The organism is Pseudomonas sp. SF2, from assembly GCF_036858055.1.
In the GTDB taxonomy this organism is placed as follows: domain Bacteria; phylum Pseudomonadota; class Gammaproteobacteria; order Pseudomonadales; family Pseudomonadaceae; genus Aquipseudomonas.
In genome coordinates this window covers 1-26216 of the sequence record NZ_JAMBDI010000007.1, presented here as the reverse complement: position 1 = coordinate 26216, position 26216 = coordinate 1, and the positions used below count along the sequence as shown (strand labels likewise).

General features: G+C 64.5%; 24 protein-coding genes, 1 other RNA gene and 1 pseudogene. 14 read left to right on the top strand and 12 right to left on the bottom strand.

Features of this window, described 5'->3' with window-relative positions; translation table 11 throughout:
* Window positions 1-48: 48 nt before the first annotated feature.
* On the bottom strand, window positions 49-708 hold the full coding sequence (elbB, locus tag M2S36_RS03940) for an isoprenoid biosynthesis glyoxalase ElbB (RefSeq protein ID WP_233694030.1): 660 nt from the start codon (window positions 706-708) through the stop codon (window positions 49-51).
* A gap of 112 nt (window positions 709-820) precedes the next feature.
* Here elbB and M2S36_RS03935 point away from each other — a divergent pair.
* Window positions 821-1447 (top strand): annotated as a pseudogene (locus M2S36_RS03935) (sterol desaturase family protein); the annotation flags it as partial.
* A 501-nt stretch (window positions 1448-1948) separates the two neighbouring features.
* Here the strand turns inward: M2S36_RS03935 and M2S36_RS03930 are convergent.
* Window positions 1949-2593, bottom strand: coding sequence for a DedA family protein (locus M2S36_RS03930; protein ID WP_172827492.1), 645 nt, complete (start codon window positions 2591-2593; stop codon window positions 1949-1951).
* 213 nt (window positions 2594-2806) lie between these two features.
* On the opposite strand from M2S36_RS03930, the gene ppk1 reads away from it, so the two are divergent.
* On the top strand, window positions 2807-5050 hold the full coding sequence (gene ppk1 / locus M2S36_RS03925) for a polyphosphate kinase 1 (protein WP_233694031.1): 2244 nt from the start codon (window positions 2807-2809) through the stop codon (window positions 5048-5050).
* On the opposite strand, the gene ppx is transcribed toward ppk1, so the two are convergent.
* Entirely contained in the window at window positions 5037-6539 is a 1503-nt protein-coding gene (ppx, locus tag M2S36_RS03920; protein WP_063912176.1) for an exopolyphosphatase, read from the bottom strand. The two genes, ppk1 and ppx, sit on opposite strands and share 14 nt — an antisense overlap.
* 256 nt (window positions 6540-6795) lie before the next feature.
* Between ppx and trxA the strand changes: the two genes are divergently transcribed.
* From trxA to M2S36_RS03895, 5 genes are all read left to right on the top strand, one after another.
* The gene (trxA, locus tag M2S36_RS03915; RefSeq protein ID WP_012274768.1) at window positions 6796-7122 is read left to right on the top strand and encodes a thioredoxin TrxA; all 327 of its coding nucleotides are present in this window, start codon (window positions 6796-6798) and stop codon (window positions 7120-7122) included.
* Between the two features lie 328 nt (window positions 7123-7450).
* Window positions 7451-8710 (top strand): transcription termination factor Rho, encoded by a 1260-nt coding sequence (gene rho, locus M2S36_RS03910; protein ID WP_003253661.1) that lies wholly within the window; start codon window positions 7451-7453, stop codon window positions 8708-8710.
* A 205-nt stretch (window positions 8711-8915) separates the two neighbouring features.
* Window positions 8916-10382 carry a 4-hydroxy-3-polyprenylbenzoate decarboxylase gene (gene ubiD, locus M2S36_RS03905; RefSeq protein ID WP_025341062.1) on the top strand — a complete coding sequence of 489 codons (1467 nt, stop codon included), beginning with the start codon at window positions 8916-8918 and terminating at the stop codon, window positions 10380-10382.
* Window positions 10382-11350, top strand: a complete 969-nt coding sequence (locus M2S36_RS03900) for a CDP-6-deoxy-delta-3,4-glucoseen reductase (RefSeq protein WP_063912174.1) — start codon at window positions 10382-10384, stop codon at window positions 11348-11350. The genes ubiD and M2S36_RS03900 overlap by 1 nt, the downstream gene beginning before the upstream one ends.
* A 246-nt stretch (window positions 11351-11596) precedes the next feature.
* A complete protein-coding gene (locus tag M2S36_RS03895) occupies window positions 11597-12247 on the top strand; it encodes a gamma-glutamylcyclotransferase (protein ID WP_025341060.1) in 651 nt (216 codons plus the stop codon).
* Between the two features lie 114 nt (window positions 12248-12361).
* Here the strand turns inward: M2S36_RS03895 and M2S36_RS03890 are convergent, their stop codons facing one another.
* A complete protein-coding gene (locus M2S36_RS03890; RefSeq protein WP_333956746.1) occupies window positions 12362-13339 on the bottom strand; it encodes an NADPH:quinone oxidoreductase family protein in 978 nt (325 codons plus the stop codon).
* 170 nt (window positions 13340-13509) lie between these two features.
* Between M2S36_RS03890 and M2S36_RS03885 the strand changes: the two genes are divergently transcribed.
* Window positions 13510-13914, top strand: a complete 405-nt coding sequence (locus M2S36_RS03885) for a flagellar basal body-associated protein FliL (RefSeq protein ID WP_025341058.1) — start codon at window positions 13510-13512, stop codon at window positions 13912-13914.
* 156 nt (window positions 13915-14070) lie between these two features.
* On the opposite strand, the gene M2S36_RS03880 is transcribed toward M2S36_RS03885, so the two are convergent.
* From M2S36_RS03880 to M2S36_RS03865, 4 genes are all read right to left on the bottom strand, one after another.
* Complete coding sequence (locus M2S36_RS03880) at window positions 14071-15183, bottom strand: ABC transporter permease (protein ID WP_333956744.1); 1113 nt, start codon at window positions 15181-15183, stop codon at window positions 14071-14073.
* 1 nt (window position 15184) lies between these two features.
* On the bottom strand, window positions 15185-17905 hold the full coding sequence (gene rbbA, locus M2S36_RS03875) for a ribosome-associated ATPase/putative transporter RbbA (RefSeq protein ID WP_333956743.1): 2721 nt from the start codon (window positions 17903-17905) through the stop codon (window positions 15185-15187).
* Window positions 17902-18861, bottom strand: a complete 960-nt coding sequence (locus tag M2S36_RS03870; protein ID WP_207837607.1) for an HlyD family secretion protein — start codon at window positions 18859-18861, stop codon at window positions 17902-17904. The genes rbbA and M2S36_RS03870 overlap by 4 nt, the downstream gene beginning before the upstream one ends.
* A 134-nt stretch (window positions 18862-18995) precedes the next feature.
* Window positions 18996-19445 (bottom strand): EVE domain-containing protein, encoded by a 450-nt coding sequence (locus M2S36_RS03865; RefSeq protein WP_063912169.1) that lies wholly within the window; start codon window positions 19443-19445, stop codon window positions 18996-18998.
* Between the two features lie 178 nt (window positions 19446-19623).
* On the opposite strand from M2S36_RS03865, the gene M2S36_RS03860 reads away from it, so the two are divergent.
* Window positions 19624-19776, top strand: coding sequence for a hypothetical protein (locus M2S36_RS03860; protein WP_207837609.1), 153 nt, complete (start codon window positions 19624-19626; stop codon window positions 19774-19776).
* 18 nt (window positions 19777-19794) lie between these two features.
* Here M2S36_RS03860 and M2S36_RS03855 read toward each other — a convergent pair whose 3' ends face one another.
* The 4 genes from M2S36_RS03855 to M2S36_RS03840 form a co-directional block, all read right to left on the bottom strand.
* Window positions 19795-20403 carry a 5-formyltetrahydrofolate cyclo-ligase gene (locus tag M2S36_RS03855; RefSeq protein WP_233694033.1) on the bottom strand — a complete coding sequence of 203 codons (609 nt, stop codon included), beginning with the start codon at window positions 20401-20403 and terminating at the stop codon, window positions 19795-19797.
* Window positions 20404-20481: 78 nt separating this feature from the next.
* Window positions 20482-20661: non-coding RNA, 6S RNA (ssrS, locus tag M2S36_RS03850), on the bottom strand.
* 17 nt (window positions 20662-20678) lie between these two features.
* Window positions 20679-20999: a cell division protein ZapA gene (locus M2S36_RS03845; protein ID WP_207837612.1), complete on the bottom strand. Its 321-nt coding sequence runs from the start codon at window positions 20997-20999 to the stop codon at window positions 20679-20681.
* The gene (locus tag M2S36_RS03840) at window positions 20996-21178 is read right to left on the bottom strand and encodes a TIGR02449 family protein (protein ID WP_029886233.1); all 183 of its coding nucleotides are present in this window, start codon (window positions 21176-21178) and stop codon (window positions 20996-20998) included. Before M2S36_RS03840 ends, M2S36_RS03845 begins: the two co-directional genes overlap by 4 nt.
* A gap of 181 nt (window positions 21179-21359) precedes the next feature.
* Between M2S36_RS03840 and M2S36_RS03835 the strand changes: the two genes are divergently transcribed.
* The 5 genes from M2S36_RS03835 to M2S36_RS03815 are packed head-to-tail and all read left to right on the top strand — an operon-like array spanning window position 21360 to window position 26175.
* A complete protein-coding gene (locus M2S36_RS03835) occupies window positions 21360-21914 on the top strand; it encodes a YecA/YgfB family protein (protein ID WP_063912167.1) in 555 nt (184 codons plus the stop codon).
* A gap of 21 nt (window positions 21915-21935) precedes the next feature.
* On the top strand, window positions 21936-23270 hold the full coding sequence (gene pepP / locus M2S36_RS03830; RefSeq protein WP_207837614.1) for a Xaa-Pro aminopeptidase: 1335 nt from the start codon (window positions 21936-21938) through the stop codon (window positions 23268-23270).
* A complete protein-coding gene (gene ubiH / locus M2S36_RS03825) occupies window positions 23267-24466 on the top strand; it encodes a 2-octaprenyl-6-methoxyphenyl hydroxylase (RefSeq protein ID WP_207837616.1) in 1200 nt (399 codons plus the stop codon). Before pepP ends, ubiH begins: the two co-directional genes overlap by 4 nt.
* The gene (locus M2S36_RS03820) at window positions 24463-24948 is read left to right on the top strand and encodes a DUF4442 domain-containing protein (RefSeq protein WP_207837620.1); all 486 of its coding nucleotides are present in this window, start codon (window positions 24463-24465) and stop codon (window positions 24946-24948) included. The genes ubiH and M2S36_RS03820 overlap by 4 nt, the downstream gene beginning before the upstream one ends.
* A 9-nt stretch (window positions 24949-24957) precedes the next feature.
* Window positions 24958-26175 (top strand): 2-octaprenyl-3-methyl-6-methoxy-1,4-benzoquinol hydroxylase, encoded by a 1218-nt coding sequence (locus M2S36_RS03815; RefSeq protein WP_207837622.1) that lies wholly within the window; start codon window positions 24958-24960, stop codon window positions 26173-26175.
* The last annotated feature ends 41 nt before the right edge of the window (window positions 26176-26216 follow it).

Genomic DNA, 26216 nt, shown 5'->3' with positions numbered 1-26216 from the left:
CAAGGCCGCTCCCACAGGGACCGCGTCAGATTCTGAATCTTGCACCCGTTACTCGTGGGTCAGCTCCAGCACCCGATCCACCAGCTTGTAGATCCCGCCAGCCGCTTCACTGATCGACTTGGCCTCCATGTATGCCGGGGTAGTCACCAGCTTGCGCTGGATGTCCTCGACAATATCGTGCACATCGCACTCTTCATGGGTGCCACCCATCTTCGTCACGGCCGCCGCAGTGCCGGCGTCGCTACCAATGGTGCAGACCACGCCTGGCCCGTAGATCTTCGCCGCCAGCGCCGGCGAGATGCAGATCAGGCCAACCGGCTTGCAGGCGTCGGCAAAGGCTTCGGCCAGGGCCAGCACATCCGGGTGGACGCTGCAGTTGGCGCCTTCCACGGCAAAGTTGGACAGGTTCTTCGCCGCCCCGAAACCGCCCGGCACGATCAGCGCATCGAAGTCTTCGGCCTTGGCTTCGCGGATGTCCTTGACCTCACCGCGGGCAATGCGCGCCGACTCCACCAGCACATTGCGCGACTCGGGCATTTCCTCGCCAGTCAGGTGGTTGATCACATGCATCTGCGCAATGTTCGGCGCGAAGCACTGCACCTGCGCACCACGCTGGTCGAGGCGCAGCAGGGTGATCACGCTTTCGTGGATTTCGGCGCCGTCATAAACGCCACAGCCGGAAAGAATCACCGCTACTTTTTTTGTCATGCTTTTTACTCCAGTGTCGAGGCGCTAAATGTCCTCTAGTTTGGCAGATGTAGCCATAGGGATTCCTGCGAGCGCGGCCTAATCTTGGCGGATAACGTCTGAGGTCGTACCCATGGACCTGATCCTGCTGGCCGTGCCGTTCTTCTTCGTGCTGATCGCCGTCGAGCTGGTGGCTGACCGCGTACGTGGCCAGCGCAACTTCACCCTGGCCGACTCGATCAACAGCCTCAGCACCGGCGCGCTGTCGACCAGTACCGGCTTGCTGACCAAAGGGGTAGGGCTGGTGACCTATGCCCTGGCGTTCGAGCACCTGGCGCTGCTGCGCCTGCCACCGCAGGCCTGGTGGGTGTGGCTGCTGGCCTTTGTCCTGTATGACTTCTGCTACTACTGGCTGCACCGTCTTGGCCACGAGCGCAACGTGCTGTGGGCTGCGCACTCGGTGCATCACCAGAGCGAGGAGTACAACCTCACCACGGCGCTGCGCCAGACCAGCAGCGGGTTCATCTTCTCGTGGCTGTTCTACCTGCCGCTGGCGTTGCTCGGTGTGCCACCGCTGGTGTTCATCACGGTGGCCTCGCTCAACCTGCTGTACCAGTTCTGGGTGCATACCCGGCACATTCCCAAGCTGGGCTGGCTCGAGTGGGTGTTGATCACGCCATCCAACCATCGCGTCCACCATGCGCAAAATCCTGCTTACTTGGATCGCAATTATGGCGGCGTGTTCATTCTCTGGGACCGTCTGTTCGGCACCTTCAAAGAGGAGGACCCCGCCGAACCGGTGGTGTTCGGGGTGACCACGCCGCTGGCCAGCTGGAACCCGTTGTGGGCCAACCTGCAGTTCTATGCCCAGCTCTGGCACGATGCCCGGCGCGCCGGCAGCCTGTGGGACAAGCTGCGTATCTGGTTCATGCCCACCGGCTGGCGCCCGGCCGATGTGGCCGCACGCTACCCACAGGCCAAGCAGGACCTGGCGTTGTTTCGCAAGTTCGAGGTGGCCCTGGGCCGCGCGCAGCAGGCCTATGTGGCGGCGCAATTCGTGGTTTACGTGGCGCTGGGCAGCTACCTGATGGATGTGGCCGAGCGCGTGCCAACCGCCGCACTGGTACTCGGCTGGGCGTTGATGGCGTTTGGTTTGTTCGTGCTGGGCGCGCTGCTGGAGAACCGGCCATGGGCCGTGCGCCTGGAGTGGGTACGGCTATTGGCGAATGCGCCGGCGCTGTACCTGGCCGGCGCACTGGGCTTAGCGGTGGTCGTGCCGCTGGCCTGGTTCCTGCTCGTGGCTTACAGCCTGCTCAGCCTCTGGGGCCTGGGGCATGCCCGCCGCCTTGCGCTCCGCGCGCAACGTGCGGAAGCGCCGGCGCAGCCACAGCAGGCCGCCCAGCGCCAGCAGGCCGCCGAGCACCCATAGCTCGTAGCGCTTCACATTGCCCAGCAGGCCTTCGAGGATGGCGCCGAAGTGATACGCGGCCGCGCCCAGGGCCACTGCCCAGATGGCCGCGCCGATACCGTTCAGCAGCAGGTAGCGGCGTGGCGGGTAGCCAGACAGACCAATGGCCACCGGCATGACCGTGCGCAGGCCATAGACGAAGCGGAAACTCAGTACCCAGATGTCGGGGTGGCGACGGATGTGGTCCAGCGCCCGGTCACCCATCGCCTGCCAGCGTGGTTTGCGTGCCAGGATCCTGCGCCCGTGGCGACGGCCCATGAAGTACCACAGCTGGTCGCCGGCATAGCTGCCGAAAAACGCCACCAGGCACACCAGATTGATGTCCATGTAACCGCGGAACGCAAGGAACCCCGCAAGCACCAGAATGGTCTCGCCTTCGAAGAAGGTGCCTAGAAAAAGGGCGAAGTAGCCGAAATCCTGCAGGAATTGTTGAAGCATTTTCTGAGGTGCTGGCGAAATGAACGCGAAGCCTACCCCTTCGCGCGCGTTCGTGAAAGTGTCCAAATGTGTCTCGACATGAACAATTCCTGCTCGGAGAATGCCAGAAGCCATGCGCCATGGCTTGCCCTGGTGTGTAACACAGGCGTCATAATGGGCGCTTATCTTGCCGCTCAATTGATGATAGGGCGTTAACGTCCTCAGGAACGCCAGATGAATAATGAAGTGCTAACCCCTGTCGCGATCAAGGATGCTCAGGAAATCCCCGAAGAGATGGTGCAGACCCCGCCAGACCTGCCGCCGGCGCCCGTGCCTGCGGCAGAACCGGTGGCAGAGCCTGCGGCTCCGGCGCCCGCACCGGCCCCGGCGATCATCGTCCCAGGCCTGGACGACAGCAGCCTGTACATTCATCGCGAGCTCTCGCAGCTGCAATTCAATATCCGTGTGCTGGAACAGGCGCTGGACGAGAACTATCCGCTGCTCGAACGCCTCAAGTTCCTGTTGATCTTCTCCAGCAACCTCGACGAGTTCTTCGAGATCCGTGTCGCCGGCCTGAAGAAGCAGATCAACTTCGCCCGTGAACAGGCCGGCGCCGATGGCCTGCAGCCGCACCAGGCACTGGCGCGCATCAGCGACCTGGTGCACAGCGAAGTAGAGCGCCAGTACGCGATCCTCAACGACGTGCTGCTGCCCGAGCTGGAAAAACACCATATCCGCTTCATCCGCCGCCGTTACTGGACACCCAAGCTCAAGACCTGGGTGCGCCGTTACTTCCGCGACGAAATCGCCCCGATCATCACCCCGATCGGCCTGGACCCGACCCACCCGTTCCCGCTGCTGGTGAACAAGAGCCTCAACTTTATCGTCGAGCTCGAAGGTGTCGACGCCTTTGGCCGCGATTCGGGCCTGGCGATCATCCCGGCCCCGCGCCTGCTGCCGCGGGTCATCCGCGTGCCGGAAGATGTGGGGGGGCCAGGCGCCAACTACGTGTTCCTGTCGTCGATGATCCACGCGCACGCCGACGACCTGTTCCAGGGCATGAAGGTGAAAGGCTGCTACCAGTTCCGCCTGACCCGTAACGCCGACCTGGCGCTGGACTCCGAAGAAGTCGACGACCTGGCCCGCGCCCTGCGAGGTGAGCTGTTCTCGCGCCGCTATGGTGACGCCGTGCGCCTGGAGGTGGCCGACACCTGCCCGAAACACCTGTCGGACTACCTGCTCAAGCAGTTCAGCCTCAGCGAAAGCGAGCTGTACCAGGTCAACGGCCCGGTCAACCTTACCCGCCTGTTCAGCATCACCGGCCTGGACAGCCATCCCGAGCTGCAGTACACCCCGTTCACCCCGGCGATCCCCAAGCTGCTGCAGAACGCCGACAACATCTTCAGCGTGATCGGCAAGCAGGACATCCTGCTGATGCACCCGTTCGAGTCCTTCACCCCGGTGATCGACCTGCTGCGCCAGGCCGCCAAGGACCCGCACGTGCTTGCCGTGCGCCAGACCCTGTACCGTTCCGGAGCCAACTCGGAAATCGTCGACGCGCTGGTGGACGCGGCGCGTAACGGCAAGGAGGTCACCGCGGTGATCGAGCTGCGGGCGCGCTTCGACGAAGAGTCCAACCTGCAGATGGCCAGCCGCCTGCAGGCTGCCGGTGCGGTGGTGATCTACGGTGTGGTCGGCTTCAAGACCCACGCCAAGATGATGCTGATCCTGCGTCGCGAGCAGGGCGAGATCGTGCGTTATGCGCACCTGGGCACCGGCAACTACCACGCCGGCAACGCCCGCCTGTACACCGACTACAGCCTGCTGACCTCCGACGACGCCCTCACCGAGGACGTCGGCAAGCTGTTCAGCCAGTTGATCGGTATGGGCAAGACCCTGCGCATGAAGAAACTGCTGCACGCGCCGTTCACCCTGAAGAAGGGCATGCTCGACATGATCGCGCGGGAAACCCAGTTCGCCCTCGAAGGCAAGCCGGCGCATATCATTGCCAAGTTCAACTCGCTGACCGACGCCAAGGTCATCAAGGCGCTGTACAAGGCCAGCCAGTCGGGCGTGAAGATCGACCTGGTGGTGCGTGGCATGTGCTGCCTGCGCCCAGGCATTCCGGGGGTTTCCCACAACATCCAGGTGCGCTCGATCATCGGCCGCTTCCTCGAACACACCCGGGTGTTCTACTTCCTCAATGGCGGCGAAGAGCAGATCTACCTGTCCAGTGCCGACTGGATGGAACGCAACCTCGACAAGCGCGTCGAGACCTGCTTCCCGGTGGAAGGCAAGAAGCTGTTGCTGCGGGTGAAGAAGGAACTGGAAGGCTACCTGACCGACAACACCCACGCCTGGACCCTGCAGCCGGACGGGCGCTACGTGCGCAGCACGCCGACCGGCAACCAGAACCCGCGCAGTGCCCAGGCGACCCTGCTGGAGCGCCTGAGCAACCCGGTCCTCAACGTACGCTGAGGACGAAGCCGACCCGGGCCAGCCACTCTGCCTCGTTGGCGAAGTCGGCCTGGGTCAGCTGGTTCTGTTCCAGCCAGCCCTCCGGGAAGGCCACATCGAGGCTGCTGTCGGCAGCCTTGAGCTCGACCTTCGGCATCTGCTGGTTGCCACGGATGTGGTGGAACAGGATGGCGAAGCGCAGCAGCACGCACAGGCGCAGCAGCTTGACCCCTTCCTCACCCAGCTCGGCGATCTTGTCCTTGGGGATGTTGCGGCGGTGGCCGCGCACCAGCAAGGCCATCATCTGCTGGTCCTCGCGGGAGAAGCCCGACAGGTCGGAGTGCTCGATCAGGTAGGCGCCGTGCTTGTGGTAGTGGTAGTGGGCGATATCCAGGCCGATTTCGTGCACTTTCGCTGCCCAGCCGAGTAGATCGCGCCAGTTCCCGTCTTTCAGGTCCCACGCGTCGGCCACCTGGTCGAAGGCGTGCAAGGCCTTGCGCTCGACGCGCGCGGCCTGGCCCTGGTCCACGTGGTAGCGTTCCATCAGCGAGTTCAGGGTGCGTTCGCGCACGTCTTCGTGGTGGTGGCGGCCCAGCAGGTCGAACAGCACGCCTTCGCGCAGGGCACCGTCGCAGTGGTCCATGCGTTGCAGTTCCAGGGCATCGAAGATCGCTTCGAGAATCGCCAGGCCCGCCGGGAAGATGGTGCGGCGGTCCGGCTTGACGCCTTCGAAGTCGATCTTGTCGACCTCGCCCAGCTTGAACAGTTTGCGCTTGACCCAGGCCAGCCCCTCGGCGTTGACCTCGCCATTGCCCAGGCCGCCAGCCTTGATGGCGGCACCGATGGCGCGAATGGTGCCGGACGAGCCGATGGCCTCGTCCCAGGTCAGACGGTGCAGGGCATTCTCGATGCTCATCAGTTCCAGGCGCGCAGCAGTGTAGGCCTGGGCGTAGCGGGCCGGGGTGATCTTGCCGTCGCGGAAGTAGCGCTGGGTGAAGCTGACGCAGCCCATCTGCAGGCTTTCGCGCAGCAGCGGCTCGAAGCGCTGGCCGATGATGAACTCGGTACTGCCGCCGCCGATGTCGGCCACCAGGCGTTTGCCCGGGGTGTCGGCCAGGGTGTGCGACACGCCCAGGTAGATCAGGCGCGCTTCTTCACGGCCGGAGATCACCTCGATCGGGTGGCCGAGGATGGCTTCGGCGCGCTGGATGAATTCGTTGCGGTTGCGCGCTTCGCGCAAGGCGTTGGTGCCGACGATGCGTACCGAGCCTGCCGGCATGCCGTTGATCAGCTGGGAAAAGCGCTTGAGGCAGTCCAGGCCTCGTTCCATGGCTTCTTCGCTGAGCATGCGCTCTTCGTCGATGCCGGCGGCCAACTGAACCTTCTCGCCGAGCCGCTCGAGAATGCGGATTTCGGTATGGTGGGCCTTGGCCACGACCATGTGAAAGCTGTTGGAGCCAAGGTCGATGGCGGCGATCAGGGACAGGTTCTTCGCGATGGTATGCGGCATGATCTGGTTTTTCTCGGTCGTTAACCCGGCAATCGTGCCACGATAGCAGGCTATCGCCAACGCGTGACACTCAGCCGTTGTGCTGGCCTTGATGCAAGGCAATGTGCCATTCGATGCTATGACACTCGTATGACGGTTTCGATTCGCGGCGTCTTGCACAACTATAGTTACACTCAATCGTCCGCGACTTCCTGTAGGAGACGGGTGCGGCTATGATGGGCAACGTTTTTTATTGCTTACGACCTTGGAGATTTCCATGAGCGACAAAATCAAACACGTCACCGACGCCAGCTTCGAAGCCGACGTACTGCAGGCTCAAGGCCCGGTGCTGGTCGACTACTGGGCTGAATGGTGCGGCCCATGCAAGATGATCGCTCCGGTTCTGGACGACATCGCTGCTACCTACGAGGGCAAACTGACCGTCGCCAAGCTGAACATCGACGAGAACCAGGAAACCCCGGCCAAGCACGGTGTGCGTGGTATCCCGACGCTGATGCTGTTCAAGAACGGCAACGTCGAAGCCACCAAGGTCGGCGCCCTGTCCAAATCGCAGCTGGCCGCGTTCCTCGACGCCCACCTGTGATGTGAAAAAGCCCCGCAGATGCGGGGCTTTTCTTTGTCCGAAGGGCCTGTGGGAGCGGGTTTACCCGCGAATTCGATGCCGAACCCGCTGCCGCCTTCTCGGGTAAACCCGCTCCCACATGGCACGATTTACCCGGTCAAAACCACTAGACGTCGAAAAAAGCAAGTGTTACATTCGGCCTCGCACTGCTTTTCCAGTGCCCTCTACACGCCGTCGCCGAAGCATCCCTAATTCGAATCAGTACGCGATCCTGTCGCCATCTAGCGGCGCGGCCTCATTAAGCCAGAAGCTTAATTCTCCCTTCTTACATGATTACGTCATTCCCCTTATGAACCTGACTGAACTCAAGCAAAAGCCGATTACCGATCTTTTGGAAATGGCCGAACAGATGGGCATCGAAAACATGGCCCGTTCGCGCAAACAGGACGTGATTTTCGCCCTGCTGAAGAAGCACGCGAAAAGCGGCGAAGAGATCTCGGGTGACGGCGTGCTGGAGATTCTCCAGGATGGTTTCGGTTTCCTGCGTTCGGCTGATGCGTCCTACCTGGCCGGCCCTGACGATATCTACGTCTCGCCCAGCCAGATCCGCCGTTTCAACCTGCGTACCGGCGACACCATCGTCGGCAAGATCCGCCCGCCGAAGGAAGGGGAGCGTTACTTCGCCCTGCTGAAGGTCGACACCATCAACTTCGACCGCCCGGAAAACGCGAAGAACAAGATCCTGTTCGAAAACCTGACGCCACTGTTCCCGAACAAGCGCCTGAAGATGGAAGCCGGTAACGGTTCCACCGAAGACCTGACCGGCCGCGTTATCGACCTGTGCGCCCCGATCGGCAAAGGCCAGCGTGGCCTGATCGTTGCCCCGCCGAAAGCGGGCAAGACGATCATGCTGCAGAACATCGCGGCCAACATCACCCGCAACAACCCCGAGTGCCACCTGATCGTCCTGCTGATCGACGAGCGCCCGGAAGAAGTGACCGAAATGCAGCGCACCGTGCGCGGCGAAGTGGTCGCCTCTACCTTCGACGAGCCGCCAACCCGCCACGTGCAGGTTGCCGAGATGGTGATCGAGAAAGCCAAGCGCCTGGTCGAGCACAAGAAGGACGTGGTCATCCTGCTGGACTCCATCACCCGTCTGGCGCGGGCTTACAACACCGTGATCCCGAGCTCCGGCAAGGTACTGACCGGTGGTGTCGATGCCCATGCCCTGGAGAAGCCGAAGCGCTTCTTCGGTGCTGCGCGTAACATCGAGGAAGGCGGTTCGCTGACCATCATCGCCACCGCGCTGGTCGAAACCGGCTCGAAGATGGACGAAGTGATCTACGAAGAGTTCAAGGGCACCGGCAACATGGAGCTGCCGCTGGACCGCCGCATCGCCGAGAAGCGTGTGTTCCCGGCCATCAACATCAACCGTTCCGGTACCCGCCGCGAAGAGCTGCTGACCGCCGACGACGAACTGCAGCGCATGTGGATCCTGCGCAAGCTGCTGCACCCGATGGACGAAATCGCCGCCATCGAGTTCCTGGTCGACAAGCTCAAGCAGACCAAGACCAACGACGAGTTCTTCCTGTCGATGAAGCGCAAGTAAGCGTTTCAGGCCAGGCAGTAATTGGGGCCGCTTTGCGGCCCTTCGCGGGCACGCCCGCTCCCACAGGTTCAGTGAGATCCTTGTGGGAGCGGGCGTGCCCGCGAAGGGGCGCGAAGCGGCCCCAATGCATTTTTGCCCCCAAACAAAGCCCGAACGGCGCTACACTCTGCACCCCCGACCGATACGGCCAACATGAGGCTTCTGCATGCAGTATCGCGACTTGCGCGACTTCATCCGTGGCCTGGAACAGCGCGGCGAACTCAAGCGCATCCAGGTTCCGATCTCCCCCGTCCTGGAAATGACCGAGGTCTGCGACCGCACCCTGCGTGCCAAGGGCCCTGCATTGCTGTTCGAAAAGCCGACCGGCTTCGACATCCCGGTGCTGGGCAACCTGTTCGGCACCCCGGAGCGCGTGGCCATGGGCATGGGCGCCGAGTCGGTCGATGAACTGCGGGAAATCGGCAAGCTGCTGGCCTTCCTCAAGGAACCCGAGCCCCCGAAGGGCTTGAAGGATGCCTGGTCCAAGCTGCCGATCTTCAAGAAAGTCGTGTCGATGGCGCCGAAAGTGGTCAAGGACGCAGTGTGTCAGGAAGTGGTGGTCGAGGGGGACGATGTCGACCTCGGCGCACTGCCGATCCAGCACTGCTGGCCGGGCGACGTGGCGCCGCTGATCACCTGGGGCCTCACCGTCACCCGCGGCCCGAACAAGGACCGCCAGAACCTGGGCATCTACCGCCAGCAGGTGATCGGCCGCAACAAGGTCATCATGCGCTGGCTCAGCCACCGTGGCGGTGCCCTGGACTACCGCGAGTGGTGCGAGAAGAACCCTGGCCAGCCGTTCCCGGTCGCCGTGGCCCTGGGCGCTGACCCGGCCACCATCCTCGGCGCCGTGACCCCGGTGCCGGACACCCTCTCCGAGTACGCCTTCGCCGGCCTGTTGCGCGGCAACCGCACCGAGCTGGTCAAATGCCGGGGCAGCAACCTGCAGGTACCGGCCACCGCCGAAATCATCCTGGAAGGCGTGATCCACCCGGGCGAAATGGCCCCGGAAGGCCCGTACGGCGACCACACCGGCTACTACAACGAAGTGGACAGCTTCCCGGTGTTCACCGTCGAGCGCATCACCCACCGGCAGAAACCGATCTACCACAGCACCTACACCGGCCGCCCGCCAGATGAGCCGGCAATCCTCGGCGTGGCGCTGAACGAGGTGTTCGTGCCGATCCTGCAGAAGCAGTTCCCGGAAATCGTCGACTTCTACCTGCCGCCGGAAGGCTGCTCCTACCGCATGGCGGTGGTGACCATGAAGAAGCAGTACCCGGGCCACGCCAAGCGCGTGATGTTGGGTGTGTGGTCGTTCCTGCGACAGTTCATGTACACCAAGTTCGTTATTGTCACCGATGACGATATCAATGCCCGCGACTGGAACGATGTGATCTGGGCCATCACCACGCGCATGGACCCCAAGCGTGATACGGTGATGATCGACAACACCCCGATCGACTACCTGGACTTCGCGTCGCCGGTATCCGGGCTGGGGTCGAAGATGGGGCTGGACGCCACGCACAAGTGGCCGGGCGAGACTACACGCGAATGGGGACGGGTCATCGTCAAGGACGAAGCCGTCACCCGCCGTATCGATGAGCTGTGGGATCAGTTGGGAATAGATTGATGCAGGTAACGTTGCAGCCGTCCGGGGCGGTGCTGGCGCTCGAACCCGGGGAACGGATCCTGGATGGAGCGCGGCGGCTGGGCTATGACTGCCCGAACAGCTGCCGCAATGGCAATTGCCATGTCTGCGCCGCGCTGTTGGTCGAAGGCCGGGTACGCCAGGACGGCGAAGTCCGTGACCATGGCGAACTGTTCACCTGCATTGCCGAACCGCTGGAGGACTGCGTGTTGCTCTGGGATGGTGTGCTCGCCCTGGGCGAGCTGCCGGTGCGCAAACTGGCGTGCAGTGTCAGTGAGTGCGTCGAGGTCGGTGGCGACGTCTGGCGTGTGCGTTTGCGCGCGCCAGCCGGCAAACCGCTGCGTTATCACGCCGGGCAATACCTGATGATCGAGCGTGACGGCGGCAAGCAGGCGGCCTTCTCGCTGGCTTCTGCGCCGCATACCGGGCGTGAGCTGGAGCTGCATGTGCTGGCGCGCGAGCCCAGTGCGCTGCAACTGATCGAGCAGCTCAAGCGCGACGGCCTGGCACGCATCGAAATGCCGTTCGGCGACACCCACCTGGCCGAGTTGCCCGACGGGCCGCTGGTGCTGATCGCTGCCGGCACGGGCATGGGCCAGATGCACAGCCTGGTCGAGCATTGCCGGGCCCAGGGCTTCAAGCACCCGGTACACCTGTACTGGGGCGTGCGCCGGCCCGAGGACTTCTACCAGATCGAGCACTGGGAAGAATGGCAGCGCCTGCCCAACCTGTTCCTGCATCAGGTGGTCAGCGACCTGTGCGGCTGGGAAGGCCGATGCGGCATGCTGCATGAGGCGGTCTGCGAGGATATTGCCGACCTCAACAGCGTGCATGTATATGCCAGCGGCTCGCCGAACATGATCTATGCCACTCTCGACGCGTTGGTCGAAGCCGGTATGGATGCGCATCGCATGCGCGCCGATGTGTTTGCCTACGCACCCCGTGGCTAATAACCGAAGTTTGAAAGTATGGGTATAAGGCGGTAATTGTTACCGCCTTGGCTAATAACTTTCACCGTTTTTGAAACAGTACTTTCCGGTCGTCGGCAGCGCGGATGAAACGCTGGCGTGAGGGCTTGAGTATTCCTGCCTTTCTGTCCTATGGTTACTGCAAGCGCCCTTGGTAAATAGGCCTTGGGCCGCATCGTAATCGAATCTCGCTACATCCGTAGTTCACAGGGATAATGGCGGCAGCTTATGTCGGCACTTGAAAGTATGTCCTGGGAAGTTTCATATCCTCCGACACTCGACTTCGGTCAGCAACATACTCGCGAACAGTTGTTCAATTCCATGAAGACAACCATGTCTCGCCATCAGGGTGGGCCGGTGTGGCTGTTCGCCTATGGTTCGTTGATCTGGCGGCCGGAGTGCAACTCCGTGGAGCGCCAACGCGCGCGGGTACATGGTTACCACCGTGGCTTGTACCTGTGGTCGCACGAACACCGCGGCACCCCGGAAACTCCCGGCCTGGTGTTCGGCCTGGACCGTGGTGGCTCCTGCAGTGGTTTTGCCTACCGGCTGGATGAAAGCAGCCTGGACGAGTCGCTGATGGCCCTGTGGCAGCGCGAGATGCCGTACCCGGCGTACCGGCCGCACTGGCTCAGTTGCCGGTTGGGCGATGGCAGCAAGGTGCAGGCTCTGGGCTTCGTGCTGGAGCGGCATTTGCCGTGCTATGCCGGGAACCTGCCGGACACCTTGCTCAGCCAGATCCTGGCCAGTGCCAAGGGGCGCTATGGCACCACGCGCGATTATGTCGAGCAGACCTTGAATGCCCTGCGCAGCCACCAGATGCCCGACCGCAACCTGGAGGCGCGGTTCAGGCGCTGCCATAACCTGCGGGAGGTTTGATTACCTGTGCCGGCCTCTTCGCGGGTGAACCCGCTCCCACAGGTACTGCACATTCCTTGAGGGCGGTGCGGTCCCTGTGGGAGCGGGTTCACCCGCGAAAAGGCCGGAACTGTCTTACCTGGCCAACACCACCAACTTACCCACAGCCTGACGCTGCCCCAACTTTTCAATGGCAGCCCCCGCCTCAGCCAGTGGATAAGTCTGCGACACCAGCGGCTTCAACTTGCCTTCGGCATGCCAGGCAAACAGCTGCCGGAAGTTGGCCGCATTGTCCTCCGGCTGACGCTGGGCAAACGCCCCCCAGAATACCCCGAGCACCGCCGCGCCCTTGAGCAACACCAGGTTGGCCGCCAGCTGCGGGATAGTCCCGCTGGCAAAGCCCACCACCAGCAACCGGCCATTCCAGGCCAGCCCGCGCACCGCCTGCTCGAACAGCTCGCCGCCCACCGGGTCGTAGATCACGTCCACCCCCTGGCCACCGGTCAGGCGTTTGATCTCGTCACGCAGGCTGGCCTGGCGGTAGTCGATCAGTTCGTCCGCCCCGGCCGCCTTGGCCACGGCCAGTTTTTCCGCACTGCTGGCGGCCGCTATTACCCGCGCACCCATGGCCTTGCCGATTTCCACCGCTGCCAGGCCGACCCCGCCGGACGCGCCCAGCACCAGCAGGGTCTCGCCCGCCTGCAGCTGGCCGCGCTGGCGCAGGGCGTGCATGGAGGTGCCGTAAGTCATGCCGAACGCCGCAGCAGTGGTGAAGTCCATGCTCGCCGGGATCGGCAGCACGTTGTAGAACGGCACCGCCACTTGCTCGGCAAACGCACCCCAGCCGGTCAGCGCCATGACCCGGTCGCCGACCTTGAACGCGCCGGCCTTTTCCCCGACTGCGGCCACCACACCCGCCGCCTCGCCGCCGGGGGAGAATGGCAATGGTGGCTGGAACTGGTACTTGCCTTCGATGATCAGGGTGTCGGGGAAATTGACCCCGGCGGCCTGGACATCCAGCAGGATCTCGTTTTTCTTTGGCACCGGGCTGGTCACCTCTTCCAGCACCAGGTTTTGCGCCGGGCCCAGGGTTTTGCACAACACAGCTTTCATCGGGGCTATTCCTTTGCGGGTCGTGGCCGATAAGTGTAGGAGGGCCGCCTGCCCGGTCAACGAGCATGGCCTGCCCTGATGTGCAGGCATAAGTGGCGGCACAAGCCCGGGCTTGGGTTTGAGCGGCATGCTGGGTAAGCTGGCGCCAACTGTATTTGAGGAGCGAATTCGTGAAAGCGTGGATCTTGATGGTGCTGGCGCTGCTGCTGCCGGCTGCGGCCATGGCCGAGGAAGCCAAGGAAGGGGCGCCCAAGGTAGCCTACATCAGCCTGAGCCCGCCCTTTGTCGGCAACTATGCCCTCGACGGCAGCCCGCGGCTGCGCGTGTACAAGGCCGACGTGGCCCTGCGCGTGACCGGCGACGAAGCCGCGAAGGCGGTGAAGCACCACGAGCCGCTGATCCGCAACCAGCTGGTGGCGCTGTTCACCCAGCAGTCGGTGGACAGCATGAGCAATGTCGAGGCCAAGGAGCATCTTCGCCAGGAAGCGCTGAAGCAGGTGCAACAGGTGATGGAAGCCGAAGAGGGCAAGCCGATCGTCGAAGACCTGCTGTTCAACAACCTGATCGTGCAGTGACCGGCAAGCCGGCTCTCTCAGGAACAGCGCAATCCGGACTGTGGCGCGATCCCTGTGGGAGCGGNNGCATGGCACCGGCTGCGCCGGTGTTCGCGGGTAAACCCGCTCCCACAGGAATCGCGCAATCTTTCAGATTTTGAGCCGGGTATGCGCGGCTCAGGACGCCAGGCTACGGCGAAACCGCGCCAGCGCCACGCTGAAGAACACCAGGCCGATCACGGCCAGCGCCAGGATGTCCGGCCACACCACTGTCCACCCGGCATCACGGAACAGGATTGCGGCGCCAAGGCTGACGAAGTGCGTCGATGGCGATCCCTGCATCACCCATTGCAGCCACTGCGGCATGCTGTCCAGCGGCGTGCTGCCGCCGGACAGCAACAGCATCGGGATGATCACCGGGATCGCCAACAGGCCGAACTGCGGTGTCGAGCGCGCCAGGGTGGCGAGGAAAATGCCCAGCGCGGTACTGGCGAACAGGTACAGTGCGGTCACGGCCAGGAACAGTCCCATCGAACCGGACAGCGGCACGCCCAGTGCGCCCTTGACCACCACCACCAGCGAAATCCAGGTGCAGATCACCACCACCAGCGCGTTACTGGCGATTTTCGCCAGCATGATTTCCAGCGCGGTCAACGGCAGTACCAACAGGTGGTCGAGGGTGCCGTGCTCACGCTCGCGCAGCAGCGCGGTGCCGGTAAGGATGATCGCCAGGATGGTGATGTTGTTGACGATCTGGATCACCGCCAGGAACCAGCCACCCTCCAGGTTGGGGTTGAACAGGGCCTTGGCGTTGATTGCCACCGGGCTCTGCGTGTTGATCCGCTGGCTGTAGTCGAGCAGCTCGCGCTCGAAGATGCGGCCGATGTAGCCGGCACCCATGAATGCCTGGCTCATGGCCGTGGCGTCGACATTGATCTGCAGTTCCGGCGAGCGCCCGGCCAGCAGGTCGCTCTGGAAACTCACCGGCACGTTGATCACGAAGGTGTACTGGCCGCTGTCCATGGCCTGGTCCAGGCGCCCCGGGGCCAGCGGCACGGCGGGCTGGAACTCGGGCGGTTGCAGGGCTTCGCCAAGCTTGCGCGACAGCTGGCTGTGGTCTTCGTCCACTATCGCGACACTGGCGTTGTGCACGCCGATCACCGAGCCGGCTGCGGGCATGTAGATGGCCACGCTGAAGGCATACAGCAGGAACAACAGCAGCACACTGTCATGGCGCAGGCTGGTCAGCTCTTTCAGGCCCAGGCGCAGGGTGTGGTTCAGGCGCGACATCTCAGGCCTCCTGCTTCTTCAGCATGGCCAGGCTCAGGCCGGTGAACACGGCAAAGAAGCTGAGCAGGATCAGGCACTGCGGCCACAGATCGCGCAGGCCCAGCGCCTTGGTGAAGGTGCCGACCGCGATGTCGAGGAAGTAGCCCGCCGGGAACAGCTGGCCCATCACCGCTGCCGCGCCGTCCAGCGACGAGCGTGGCACGATCAGCCCGGAAAACTGGATGGTCGGCAGGCTGGTGATGATCATGGTGCCCAGGATGGCGGCGATCTGGGTGCGGGTGAAAGCCGAGATCAGCAGGCCCAGGCTGGTGGTCGCCAGCAGGTAGGCGACGCCGCCACAGGCCAGGGCCAGCACGCTGCCCTTGAGCGGCACGGCGAACAGCCAGCGGTTCATCGCCACCAGCAGCGCCAGGTTGACCAGGCTCACGGCCAGGTAGGGTGCCTGCTTGCCGAGCAGGAACTCCAGGCGGGTGAGGGGCGTGGCGTAGAAGTTGGTGATGGAACCGAGCTCTTTCTCGCGGACGATGCCGAGCGCGGTGAGCATGGCCGGGATGAAGGCCAGGATCAGTGCCATCACCCCCGGGCCGATGGCGTTCACGCTGACCACATCCTGGTTGTAGCGAAAACGGGTTTCCAGGCGCACCAGGTCCTGGCGCGGCTGCGGCTGTGGGCTGGCCTTGGCCAGTTGCTCGAGGTTGGCCTGGTGCACGGCTTCCACGTAGTTGCGGCTGGTTTCCGCGCGGAACGGCATGCCGCCGTCGAGCCAGGCGGCCACTACCGGTTGGCGCCCGGCGTACAGGTCGCGGCCAAAGCCGGGCGGAATTTCCAGCGCCAGTTTGATTTCCGAGCGCTGCAGGCGCTGATGCATTTCGCGGGTATCGCGGATGGGCGCCTGTTCGGCGAAATAGCGTGAGCCACGGAAGGCTTCGAGGTAGGCCCGGCTTTGCGGGCTCTGGTCCTGGTCGTGCACGGCGAAGGCGAGGTTTTCCACATCCAGGGAAATGCCATAGCCAAAGATCACCATCATGAACATCGCACCCAGCAGGGCGAAGGCCAGGCGCACCTTGTCGCGCAGCAGCTCCTTGCCCTCACGGCTGGCCACGGCCAGCAGGCGACGCAGGCTGAAGCCCTGGCGCAGCGCCGGCGCAGGCGTGGCGGCCTGCTCCAGCACGGCGTTGTCGGTGGCTTGTGGCGCCAGTTCCTGGGCCTGTTCCAGGCAGCGAACGAACGCGTCTTCCAGGGTGTGGCCCTGATACTGGCGCTGCAGGGCATCCGGCGTGTCGCAGGCCAGCACCCGGCCGGCATGCATCAGCGAGATGCGGTCGCAGCGCTGGGCTTCGTTCATGAAGTGGGTGGAGAGGAAAATGGTCACGCCCTGCTCGCGTGACAGCTCCACCAGCAAGCGCCAGAAGTCGTCGCGGGCGGCCGGGTCGACGCCGGAGGTGGGTTCGTCGAGGATCAGCACTTCCGGGCGGTGCAGCACCGCCACCGCCAGTGACAGGCGCTGGCGCAGGCCGAGGGGCAGGGCGCCGGATGGCTGGTCGGCGATGGCGCCCAGGTCGAAGCGCTCGATCAGTTCGTCGATACGCTGGGCGCTCTCGGCCTTGGGCAGGTCGAACAGGCGGGCATGCAGGGTCAGGTTCTGCCGGGTGCTGAGCTCTCCATACAGCGAGAAACTCTGTGACATGAAACCGACCCGCTTGCGCGTGGCCAGGTCGCTGGCATCCACCGGGCGGCCGAGCAGGCTGGCGCTGCCCTCGCTGGCCGGCATCAGGCCGGTGAGCACTTTCATGGTGGTGGTCTTGCCACAGCCGTTGGAGCCGAGGAAGCCGAAGATCTCCCCGCGGCCAATGGCGAAGCTGACCTTGTTCACTGCAGTGAAATCGCCAAAGCGCAGGGTCAGGTCGTGGGCCTCGATGGCGACCGGGCTGTCAGTGGCCGGACGCGGTGGAATGATGAGCGGAGAGTGTTGCGCCTTGCCCGCGCCCTGGTAGTGGGTGAAGGCGTCGTCCAGCTTGCCGCTGGGGGTGACTGCGGCCAGTTCATGGCTGGGGCCTGCGGCCAGCAGGCGGCCGCCATCGAGCATCAGGCAATGCTCGAACTGTTCGGCTTCCTCCATGTAGGCGGTGGCCACCAGCAGGGTCAGTTGCGGGCGCTGCGCGCGCACCTGTTCGACCAGCTCCCAGAAGCGCCGCCGTGACAGCGGGTCGACGCCGGTGGTCGGCTCGTCGAGGATCAGCAGGTCCGGCTCGTGGATCAGTGCGCAGCACAGGCCCAGCTTCTGCTTCATGCCGCCCGACAGCTTGCCCGCCGGGCGTTCTGCAAAGCGCTGCAGGTCGGTGGCCTGCAGCAGGTTGGCCATGCGCTGTTCGCACTCGCGGCGGCCGAGGCCGAACAGGGTGGCGAAAAAGCGGATGTTCTCGCGGATCGACAGCTCCGGATACAGGTTGTTGCCCAGCCCCTGCGGCATGAACGCCACTTTCGGGTACAGTGCCGCGCGATGGCGGCGCTGGCGGATCGAGCCACCCAGCACCTGCAGCTCGCCCTGTTGCAGGCGCTTGACGCCGGCAATCAGCCCTAGCAGGGTCGATTTGCCAGCCCCGTCAGGGCCGATCAGCGCGCAGCGAGTGCCCGCTGGCAGGCTGAAGCCAAGGGGGTGCAGGGCCAGCAGGCCGCCATAGCGATGGCTGATACCTTCGGCCAGCAGTGCCGGGGCGTTCATTGCAGGTTGGCCGGCCAGTCCACCTCAGCAGTGCGGACATAGCCGGCGCCTGGCATGCCCGGCTTGGCCTGCGGCACGGCGCCAGGGTCGGTCAGGCGTAGTTTGACCCGGAATACCAGCTTCTGCCGCTCGTCGCGGGTTTCCACCTGTTTGGGGGTGAACTGGGCCTTGGCCGCGACAAAGGCCACCTTCGCCGGCAGCGCCCGCTCGGGCAGGGCGTCGAGCACGATCCGCGCCTGGTCGCCGACGGTCAGCCGGCCGCTGGTGGAAGCCGGCAGGTAGAGGTTCATGTACTGGTCGCTGGGGTCGATCAGCATCAGTACGCGGCCGCCGGCACCCAGCACTTCACCGGGTTCGGCCAGGCGCAGCTGGATGATGCCGTCGATCGGGGCGCGCAGGCTGCTGTCGTCGATCTCGCTGGTGAGCTGCGCTACCTGGGCCTCGGCGGCGCCGATGGCGGCCTTGATCGCCGCCAGTTGGGCGCGGGCGGCGACCACGGCGGCGTTGGCCGTGTCGAAGCGCGCCTGCTGTTGGTCGAGCAGCTGCTGGCTGGCGTACTTGCGCTGGAAGATCTCGCGCACGCGCTTGAGCTCCTGGCTGGCCAGCAGCAGTTCGCTCTGGCGCAGCTGCACGCTGGCCTGGGCGGCGGCGTAGTTTTCCCGGGCGCGCAGTACTTCGGCTTCGGCCTGGCTGCGCTGGGCCTGCATGGTGCGGGTGTCGATACGCGCCAGCAGCTGGCCGCGAGTGACCTTGTCACCTTCGTCGACCAGCACCTCGGCCAGGCGCCCGGGGATCTTGCTGGCGATCTGCACTTCGGTGGCTTCGAGGCGGCCGTTGCCCATGCTCAGGCCTTCGGGCAACTGGTCGTGGAGCGACTTCCAGTATCCCAGCCCGCCGGCTGCTGCGAGTAGGGCGATCAGCGCGGTGGCGAAGATCCTGGGGGCGTATCGGTTCATCGGTCTGCATCCTTGCGGTCATGCACACTGCATCATGGCTTGCGGTCATGAGCGACGTGTTGATGCCGGTCAAAGTCCTTATGCGGTGCCTGTGGGAGCGGCCAACTGTGCAAAGACTGACCTTAGCCGCAGTTTCAACGCAAAGCGACAATCACTGCCCATTGCTCTGGCGTCACCGGCATCACCGACAGGCGGCTGCCCTTTTGCACCAGCGGCAATTCGGCCAGGCCGGCCTGCTGTTTCAGCCAGCCCAGCTCCAGCACCCGCGGCAGGGTTTGCACGTGGGCCACATCCACCGCGCTCCACGGGTTCTTGTCGGTCGTGGCCTTGGCATCGTAGTAGTGGCTTTGCGGGTCCAGCGCGGTCGGGTCCGGGTAGGCCGCGCGGGTGATCCTGGCAATGCCGGCGATGCCGGGCTGCGGGCAGCTGGAATGGTAGAAGAAGAACTCGTCGCCAACGCTCATGGCCCGCAGGAAATTGCGCGCCTGGTAGTTGCGCACGCCGTCCCAGCGCGCTTCGCCGAGGCGGCCGAGGGCTTCGATGGAGAGCTCGTCGGGCTCGGATTTCATCAGCCAGTAGGCCATGGGTGCTGCTCCTGAAATGGTTTGAAATAACCTGTTGCACGAAACCGACAGCCGGTTGACGTCAAGGTTTGCGTGCGGACGCAGGTTGTCGGAAAATGCGCCCCGATTAAAGCGCGATGCTCCGGCGATACCCAGAAAATCGCCGAGCCTGAACAGTTTGCCTGGGGGGCAATCTTCGATGAATCAACGTAACAAGCCGGATCTGCTGTGGATCCTGGTGTTCATTTTCGGCCTGGGTGTGGTCACTACCGGTTATGCGCAAGGGTTCTGGGAGCGCAAGCTGGACAACGCCTATCAGATGCCGGTCGACGCCAGCCAGCCGCAACGTTGATGCCCCCGCCGGCGCCGCTCAACGCGGCGCCAGGTACCAGCCCCGGTCCGAGACCGTCCCCTGCAGCGGTACATCCCAACTGGCCTGGGCAAGCCGCTCGACCTTCTGGCATTCATGTGCCAGCCCCAACAGCAACGGCTTTTTCCAGGTCTGCCGACGCGCCTGGTAGGCCAGGCTGCGATCATAGAAACCACCGCCCATTCCCAGGCGCCCGCCCACTTCGTCGAAACCCACCAGCGGTAGCAGGATCAGGTCCAGCGACCAGATCGGGCGCTGGCGCTTGCGCTCGGTGACCGGCTCGGGAATGCGAAAGCGGTTGGGCTTGAGCTTCTCGCCCTGCTCGAAGCGCTGGAACACCATGCGCGTGCGCGGCCAGGCGTGCAGTACCGGCAGGTAGGTGCGCTTGCCGCGGCGCTGGGCTTCGCGCAGCAGCAGGCAAGGGTCGATTTCGCCGTCGTTGGGCAGGTACAGGGCAATGTGCCGGGCGCGGCGGAACAGCGGGTGCTGCGCCAGCTGGCGGTACAGGCCAACGGCGGCCTGGCGTTGCTGGGCAGGGGTGAGGGCGCGGCGGGCATTGCGGAGCAGGCGACGGAGCTGGGGGCGGGTGAGCTGCGCGGTGTCGGTCATGGCACGGGCGATCCCAGGTGCTGGCCAACGTGGTCGGCCAAAACGAATTGCCCGCCACAGGGGCGGGCAAGAGAATTCAGGCTCCCCGACAAGACCGCTATCGGTGTAGCCCTTGAACCCGAAAGTTCAAGGTGGAGATTGCAGGGGGCGTTAAGGCTTTCCGTCGGGCGGACATGCACACCGGCCCCAGCGTGCAACCCCCGTGGTTGTGCGTATCGGCTCAGGGACATAACCGACTGGCGCATCCCCCAGGGAGTGGCGCCAGTATACCAATCTCAGCCGATTTTGGTATCCGTGTCGTCGGACAGTGCCTGGTCGACCCGTTCCAGCAGGTCGCGCACCTGCTCGCGGGTGGTGCCGCCTGCCGGGGCAGCGTTGCGGTCTTCCTGGCGGTGCAGCATTTCGTGGGTGATGTTCAACGCAGCCATGACCGCGATGCGATCGGCGCCGATCACCTTGCCGCTGCTGCGGATCTCGCGCATCTTGCCGTCCAGGTAGCGCGCGGCGCTGACCAGGTTGTTGCGCTCTTCCGGCGGGCAGATGATCGAGTATTCCTTGTCGAGGATCTGCACGGTGACGCTATTGCTTGAACTCATGAGTCTTGCTCCAGGGCCTTGAGGCGTAAAATCATCGACTCGACCTTGCGCTTGGCGATCTCGTTCTTTTCGATGAGGTGGGCGCGCTCTTCGCGCCAGGATTTTTCCTGAGCTACTAGGAGTGCATTTTGCCGTTTTAGTTGCTCGACACGTTCGATCAGCAACTCGAATCGGCTCATCAGTGCCTGCAGGTCGTTCTCTTGCGTGGGTTGCACTCGATTCGCTCCGTCGTTCAGTCACCTGGCGATGATGCCTCTCCCTGGGCGGCGACGGCCAGTGCCGATGGTCTTGGCGCGCCTGCCGGTGCTAGGATACAAGGTCTCCATTCTAGTCATTGCGCCGTCTGGCGCCTAGCTGCCCATGCCCAATACCCAATCGCCCTACATCGCCTTCGCCATGCTGCTGTCCAGCAATGGTCATCCTGTCACCCCGGCCGAACTGCACGGCCTGCTGATCGGCCGCAGCTGCGCCGGTGCCGGCTTCGACGCCGACGGCTGGCTGGCCGATGCCGCCCAGTTGCTGGAAACCGAACCCGGTGACAGCGTGCGCAACGCCCTGGTCGGCCTGCAGGAAATGGTCAAGGGCGAGCTGACCAGCGACGACATGGCGATCGTCCTGCTGCTGCCTTCCGACGACGCCGCCCTGAGCGACCGCGCCACCGCGCTGGGCCAGTGGTGCCAAGGCTTCATTACCGGCTTCGGCCTGAATGCCGGTGGCAAGGACCTGTCCGACGAAGCCAAGGAAGTGCTGCAGGACCTGGTGGCCATTTCCCAGGTTCAGGAAGCCCTCGAAGAGTCCGACGATGGCGAGAGCGACTACATGGAAGTCATGGAATACCTGCGCGTGGCACCCCTGCTGCTGTTCTCCGAGCTGGCCAAGCCGGCCGCCCCCGCGCCCAAGCCATCGCTGCACTGATCAACCGGGGGTAGTCTGCCCATGAGCCACATTCCCAAGGCCGAATATGCCCGTCGGCGCAAGGCGCTGATGGCGCAGATGGTCCCCAACAGCATCGCCATCCTGCCCGCCGCCGCGGTTGCCATCCGCAACCGCGACGTCGAGCACGTGTACCGCCAGGACAGCGACTTCCAGTACCTCAGCGGCTTCCCCGAGCCGGAGGCGGTGATTGCGCTGATCCCGGGGCGCGAGCATGGCGAATACGTGTTGTTCTGCCGTGAGCGCAACCCCGAGCGCGAGCTGTGGGATGGTCTGCGAGCCGGCCAGGAAGGCGCGGTGCGCGATTTTGGCGCTGACGATGCCTTCCCCATCACCGACATCGACGAGATCCTGCCGGGCCTGATTGAAGGCCGCGAGCGGGTCTACAGCGCCATGGGCAGCAACCCCGAGTTCGACCGCCGGCTGATGGACTGGATCAACGTGATCCGCTCCAAGGCGCGCCTGGGGGCCCAGCCGCCGAACGAGTTCGTTGCGCTGGATCATCTGCTGCACGACATGCGCCTGTATAAATCGGCAGCGGAAGTGAAGGTGATGCGCGCTGCCGCAGCTATCTCGGCGCGGGCCCACGTGCGGGCCATGCAGGCCTGCCGGGCCGGGTTGCACGAGTACAGCCTGGAAGCCGAGCTGGACTACGAGTTTCGCAAGGGCGGGGCGAAGATGCCGGCTTACGGCTCGATCGTCGCGGCCGGGCGCAATGGCTGCATCCTGCACTATCAGCAGAACGACGCCCCGCTCAAGGATGGCGACCTGGTGCTGATCGATGCCGGCTGCGAGATCGACTGCTACGCCAGCGACATCACCCGTACCTTCCCGGTCAGCGGGCGGTTTTCCCCCGAGCAGAAGGCCATCTACGAGCTGGTGCTCAAGGCCCAGGCCGCGGCGTTTGCCGAAATCGCCCCCGGCAAGCACTGGAACCACGCCCACGAGGCGACCGTGCGGGTCATCACCGCGGGCCTGGTGGAACTGGGCCTGCTGACCGGCGAGGTGCAGGCGCTGATCGACAGCGAGGCCTATCGAGCCTTCTATATGCACCGCGCCGGGCACTGGCTGGGCATGGATGTGCACGATGTGGGCGAGTACAAGGTGGGCGGCGAGTGGCGGGTGCTTGAACCCGGCATGGCGCTGACCGTCGAGCCAGGCATCTACATAGGCGCCGACAATCAGGCCGTGGCGAAGAAATGGCGCGGCATTGGTGTAAGGATCGAGGACGACGTGGTAGTGACCAGGCAAGGCTGTGAAATCCTGACTTCGGGCGTGCCGCGCACGGTCGCCGAAATTGAGGCGCTGATGCAGGCTGCCCGCAAGGACGCCGCATGAATCGGGTAAACCTGGCGATCATCGGTGGCGGCCTGGTGGGCGCGAGCCTGGCCTTGGCCCTGCAGGCCGGGGCCAAGGCGCGAGGCTGGAAGATTCTGCTGATCGAGCCGTTCGCCCCCGGTGACAGCTTCCAGCCCAGCTACGATGCGCGTTCGTCGGCACTGTCGTTCGGTACCCAGCAGATCTACCAGCAGCTGGGCCTGTGGCAGGCCATCGGCCATCGCGCCGAGCCGATCCGGCAGATTCACGTGTCCGACCGCGGCCGCTTCGGCGCCACCCGCCTGGATGCCCTGGAAGAGGGCGTGCCAGCGCTTGGCTACGTGGTGGAAAACGCCTGGCTGGGCCAATGCCTGTGGCAAGGGCTGGACAGCGAGGTGGTGAGCTGGCGCTGCCCGGCGGAAGTGACCGCGATGCAGGCCATCGAAGGCGGCTACCGCCTGCAACTGAACGACGACACCCAGCTGGAATGCGACCTGGCGGTACTGGCCGACGGTGGCCGCTCCGGCCTGCGCGAACAACTCGGCATCCACGTGCGCCACACGCCTTACCAGCAGAGCGCGTTGATCGCCAATATCACCCCGGGCGAGGCCCACGGCGGCCAGGCCTTCGAGCGGTTCACCGAAGACGGCCCCATGGCCCTGCTACCGCTGCCGGATAACCGCTGCGCGCTGGTCTGGACCCGTCAGGGTATGGACGCGCGGCGTCTGGCCGACATCGACGAGCGCAATTTCCTGCGCGAGCTGCAGGGCGTGTTCGGCTATCGCCTGGGCGCCTTGCGCCAGGTGGGCGCAAGGCACCTTTACCCACTGTCGCTGATCGAGGCCCAGGAGCAGGTGCGGCCGCACCTGGTGGTGCTGGGCAACGCCGCGCACAGCCTGCACCCCATTGCCGGCCAAGGTTTCAACCTGTCGCTGCGTGACGTGCAGGCGCTGGCCGAGGCGTTGCTGGCCGGCCCGCAGCAGCCGGGCGACCTGACCACATTGCAGGCCTACCACCAGCGCCAGCGCCTGGACCAGGCGATGACCATCGGTTTTTCCGACCAGGTCACCCGCCTGTTCGGCAGTAGCCAGCCGTTGCTGGCTGCCGGGCGCAACCTTGGTCTGCTTGGGCTCGACCTGCTGCCACCGGCGAAAAGCTGGTTCGCCCGCCAGGCCATGGGCCTGGGCACCCGCCCCGATCCGCGAGGTCAGTCATGAGTGACGACGCGCGCAGGCTGGCGCGCCGGGCGCGCCTGTTGCGCTGGCGGCTGAACCTGTTCCCGCCGCACCTCGGCGCTGGTATCCACGTGCAGCACATCAGCCCGGACCTGCGCAGCGTCAAGGTGGCGATGAAGCTGACCCGCTGGAACCGCAATTATGTCGGCACCCAGTGCGGCGGCAGCCTGTACGGGATGGTCGACCCGTTCTACATGCTGCTGTTGATCGAGCAGCTGGGGCGTGACTACATCGTCTGGGACAAGGCCGCCAGCATCGATTTCATTTCGCCGGGCAAAGGCCCGGTGTATGCCGAACTCCACGTCGATGACGCGCTGCTGGACGAAATCCGCCAGCAGACCGCCACCGGCAAGAAGTGCCTGCCGCGTTTGCAGGTCGATATCCGCGACGGTGCCGGCGAGCTGGTGGCGCGGGTCGATAAAACCCTATATGTGCGGCTCAAGCCGCAAGCGAGGCTGGCGTAAGGCATGGAAATGCGCGCAGATCTGTTGATTGTCGGTGCCGGTATGGTCGGCAGCGCCCTGGCCCTGGCATTACGCCACAGTGGCTTGCAAATCCTCTTGCTCGACGGTGGCCCGCTGACGGTCAAGCCGTTCGATGCCCAGGCCCCGTTCGAGCCGCGCGTCAGCGCGCTGTCGGCAGCCAGCCAGCGCATCCTCGAGCGCCTTGGCGCCTGGGACGGTATTGCCCAGCGGCGTGCCACGCCCTACTCGGACATGCATGTGTGGGATGGCAGCGGCACCGGGCAGATTCACTTCTCGGCCGCCAGCGTGCATGCCCAGGTGCTCGGCCATATCGTCGAGAACCGGGTGGTGCAGGATGGCCTGCTGGAGCGCCTGCATGACAGCGACATCGGCCTGTTGCCCAACGCGCGGCTCGAACAGCTGCGCCGCTCCGGCGACGAGTGGCTGCTGACCCTCGCCGATGGCCGCCAGCTGCGTGCGCCGCTGGTGATCGCGGCCGACGGTGCCAACTCGGCAGTGCGGCGCCTGGCCGGCTGTGAAACCCGCGAGTGGGATTACCTGCACCACGCCATCGTCACCAGCGTGCGTTGCAGCGCAGGGCACCAGGCCACGGCCTGGCAGCGCTTCACCGATGACGGGCCGTTGGCGTTCCTGCCGTTGACCCGCGATGGCCAGCAAGACTGGTGCTCGATCGTGTGGTCGACCACCCCGGAGCATGCAGAACAGTTGATGGCGCTGGATGAAGCGGCCTTCCTGAAGGCCCTGGAGCGGGCTTTCGAGGGGCGCCTGGGGGATGTGCTGCAGGCCGACCCGCGGGTGTGCGTGCCGCTGCGCCAGCGCCACGCCAAGCGCTATGTGGATGAAGGCCTGGCATTGATTGGCGATGCTGCGCACACCATTCACCCGCTGGCCGGGCAGGGCGTCAACCTGGGCTTCCTCGATGCGGCGGTGCTGGCCGAAGTGCTGGTCAACGCCTGCGAGCGTGGCGAGCGGCTGGCGGATGTGAAGGTGCTGAGCCGTTACGAGCGGCGGCGCATGCCGCACAACCTGGCGCTGATGGCGGCGATGGAAGGGTTCGAGCGGTTGTTCCAGGCCAACCCGTTGCCGTTGCGCTGGTTGCGTAACAGCGGGTTGAAGCTGGTGGAGCAGATGCCGGAGGCCAAGGCGCTGTTCGTGCGGCAGGCGCTGGGTTTGAGCGGTGACCTGCCGGATCTGGCCAAGGCTTGAGATTGCCGGGGCCGCTTTGCGGCCCTTTCGCGACACAAGGC

Excerpts from the sequence above, each read along its gene's own strand:
- elbB (WP_233694030.1), bottom strand. The coding sequence starts at position 708 with ATGACAAAAAAAGTAGCGGTGATTCTTTCCGGCTGTGGCGTTTATGAC.
- M2S36_RS03930 (WP_172827492.1), bottom strand. The coding sequence starts at position 2,593 with ATGCTTCAACAATTCCTGCAGGATTTCGGCTACTTCGCCCTTTTTCTA.
- ppk1 (WP_233694031.1), top strand. The coding sequence starts at position 2,807 with ATGAATAATGAAGTGCTAACCCCTGTCGCGATCAAGGATGCTCAGGAA.
- ppx (WP_063912176.1), bottom strand. The coding sequence starts at position 6,539 with ATGCCGCATACCATCGCGAAGAACCTGTCCCTGATCGCCGCCATCGAC.
- trxA (WP_012274768.1), top strand. The coding sequence starts at position 6,796 with ATGAGCGACAAAATCAAACACGTCACCGACGCCAGCTTCGAAGCCGAC.
- rho (WP_003253661.1), top strand. The coding sequence starts at position 7,451 with ATGAACCTGACTGAACTCAAGCAAAAGCCGATTACCGATCTTTTGGAA.
- ubiD (WP_025341062.1), top strand. The coding sequence starts at position 8,916 with ATGCAGTATCGCGACTTGCGCGACTTCATCCGTGGCCTGGAACAGCGC.
- M2S36_RS03900 (WP_063912174.1), top strand. The coding sequence starts at position 10,382 with ATGCAGGTAACGTTGCAGCCGTCCGGGGCGGTGCTGGCGCTCGAACCC.
- M2S36_RS03895 (WP_025341060.1), top strand. The coding sequence starts at position 11,597 with ATGTCGGCACTTGAAAGTATGTCCTGGGAAGTTTCATATCCTCCGACA.
- M2S36_RS03890 (WP_333956746.1), bottom strand. The coding sequence starts at position 13,339 with ATGAAAGCTGTGTTGTGCAAAACCCTGGGCCCGGCGCAAAACCTGGTG.
- M2S36_RS03880 (WP_333956744.1), bottom strand. The coding sequence starts at position 15,183 with ATGTCGCGCCTGAACCACACCCTGCGCCTGGGCCTGAAAGAGCTGACC.
- rbbA (WP_333956743.1), bottom strand. The coding sequence starts at position 17,905 with ATGAACGCCCCGGCACTGCTGGCCGAAGGTATCAGCCATCGCTATGGC.
- M2S36_RS03870 (WP_207837607.1), bottom strand. The coding sequence starts at position 18,861 with ATGAACCGATACGCCCCCAGGATCTTCGCCACCGCGCTGATCGCCCTA.
- M2S36_RS03865 (WP_063912169.1), bottom strand. The coding sequence starts at position 19,445 with ATGGCCTACTGGCTGATGAAATCCGAGCCCGACGAGCTCTCCATCGAA.
- M2S36_RS03860 (WP_207837609.1), top strand. The coding sequence starts at position 19,624 with ATGAATCAACGTAACAAGCCGGATCTGCTGTGGATCCTGGTGTTCATT.
- M2S36_RS03855 (WP_233694033.1), bottom strand. The coding sequence starts at position 20,403 with ATGACCGACACCGCGCAGCTCACCCGCCCCCAGCTCCGTCGCCTGCTC.
- M2S36_RS03845 (WP_207837612.1), bottom strand. The coding sequence starts at position 20,999 with ATGAGTTCAAGCAATAGCGTCACCGTGCAGATCCTCGACAAGGAATAC.
- M2S36_RS03840 (WP_029886233.1), bottom strand. The coding sequence starts at position 21,178 with ATGAGCCGATTCGAGTTGCTGATCGAACGTGTCGAGCAACTAAAACGG.
- M2S36_RS03835 (WP_063912167.1), top strand. The coding sequence starts at position 21,360 with ATGCCCAATACCCAATCGCCCTACATCGCCTTCGCCATGCTGCTGTCC.
- pepP (WP_207837614.1), top strand. The coding sequence starts at position 21,936 with ATGAGCCACATTCCCAAGGCCGAATATGCCCGTCGGCGCAAGGCGCTG.
- ubiH (WP_207837616.1), top strand. The coding sequence starts at position 23,267 with ATGAATCGGGTAAACCTGGCGATCATCGGTGGCGGCCTGGTGGGCGCG.
- M2S36_RS03820 (WP_207837620.1), top strand. The coding sequence starts at position 24,463 with ATGAGTGACGACGCGCGCAGGCTGGCGCGCCGGGCGCGCCTGTTGCGC.
- M2S36_RS03815 (WP_207837622.1), top strand. The coding sequence starts at position 24,958 with ATGCGCGCAGATCTGTTGATTGTCGGTGCCGGTATGGTCGGCAGCGCC.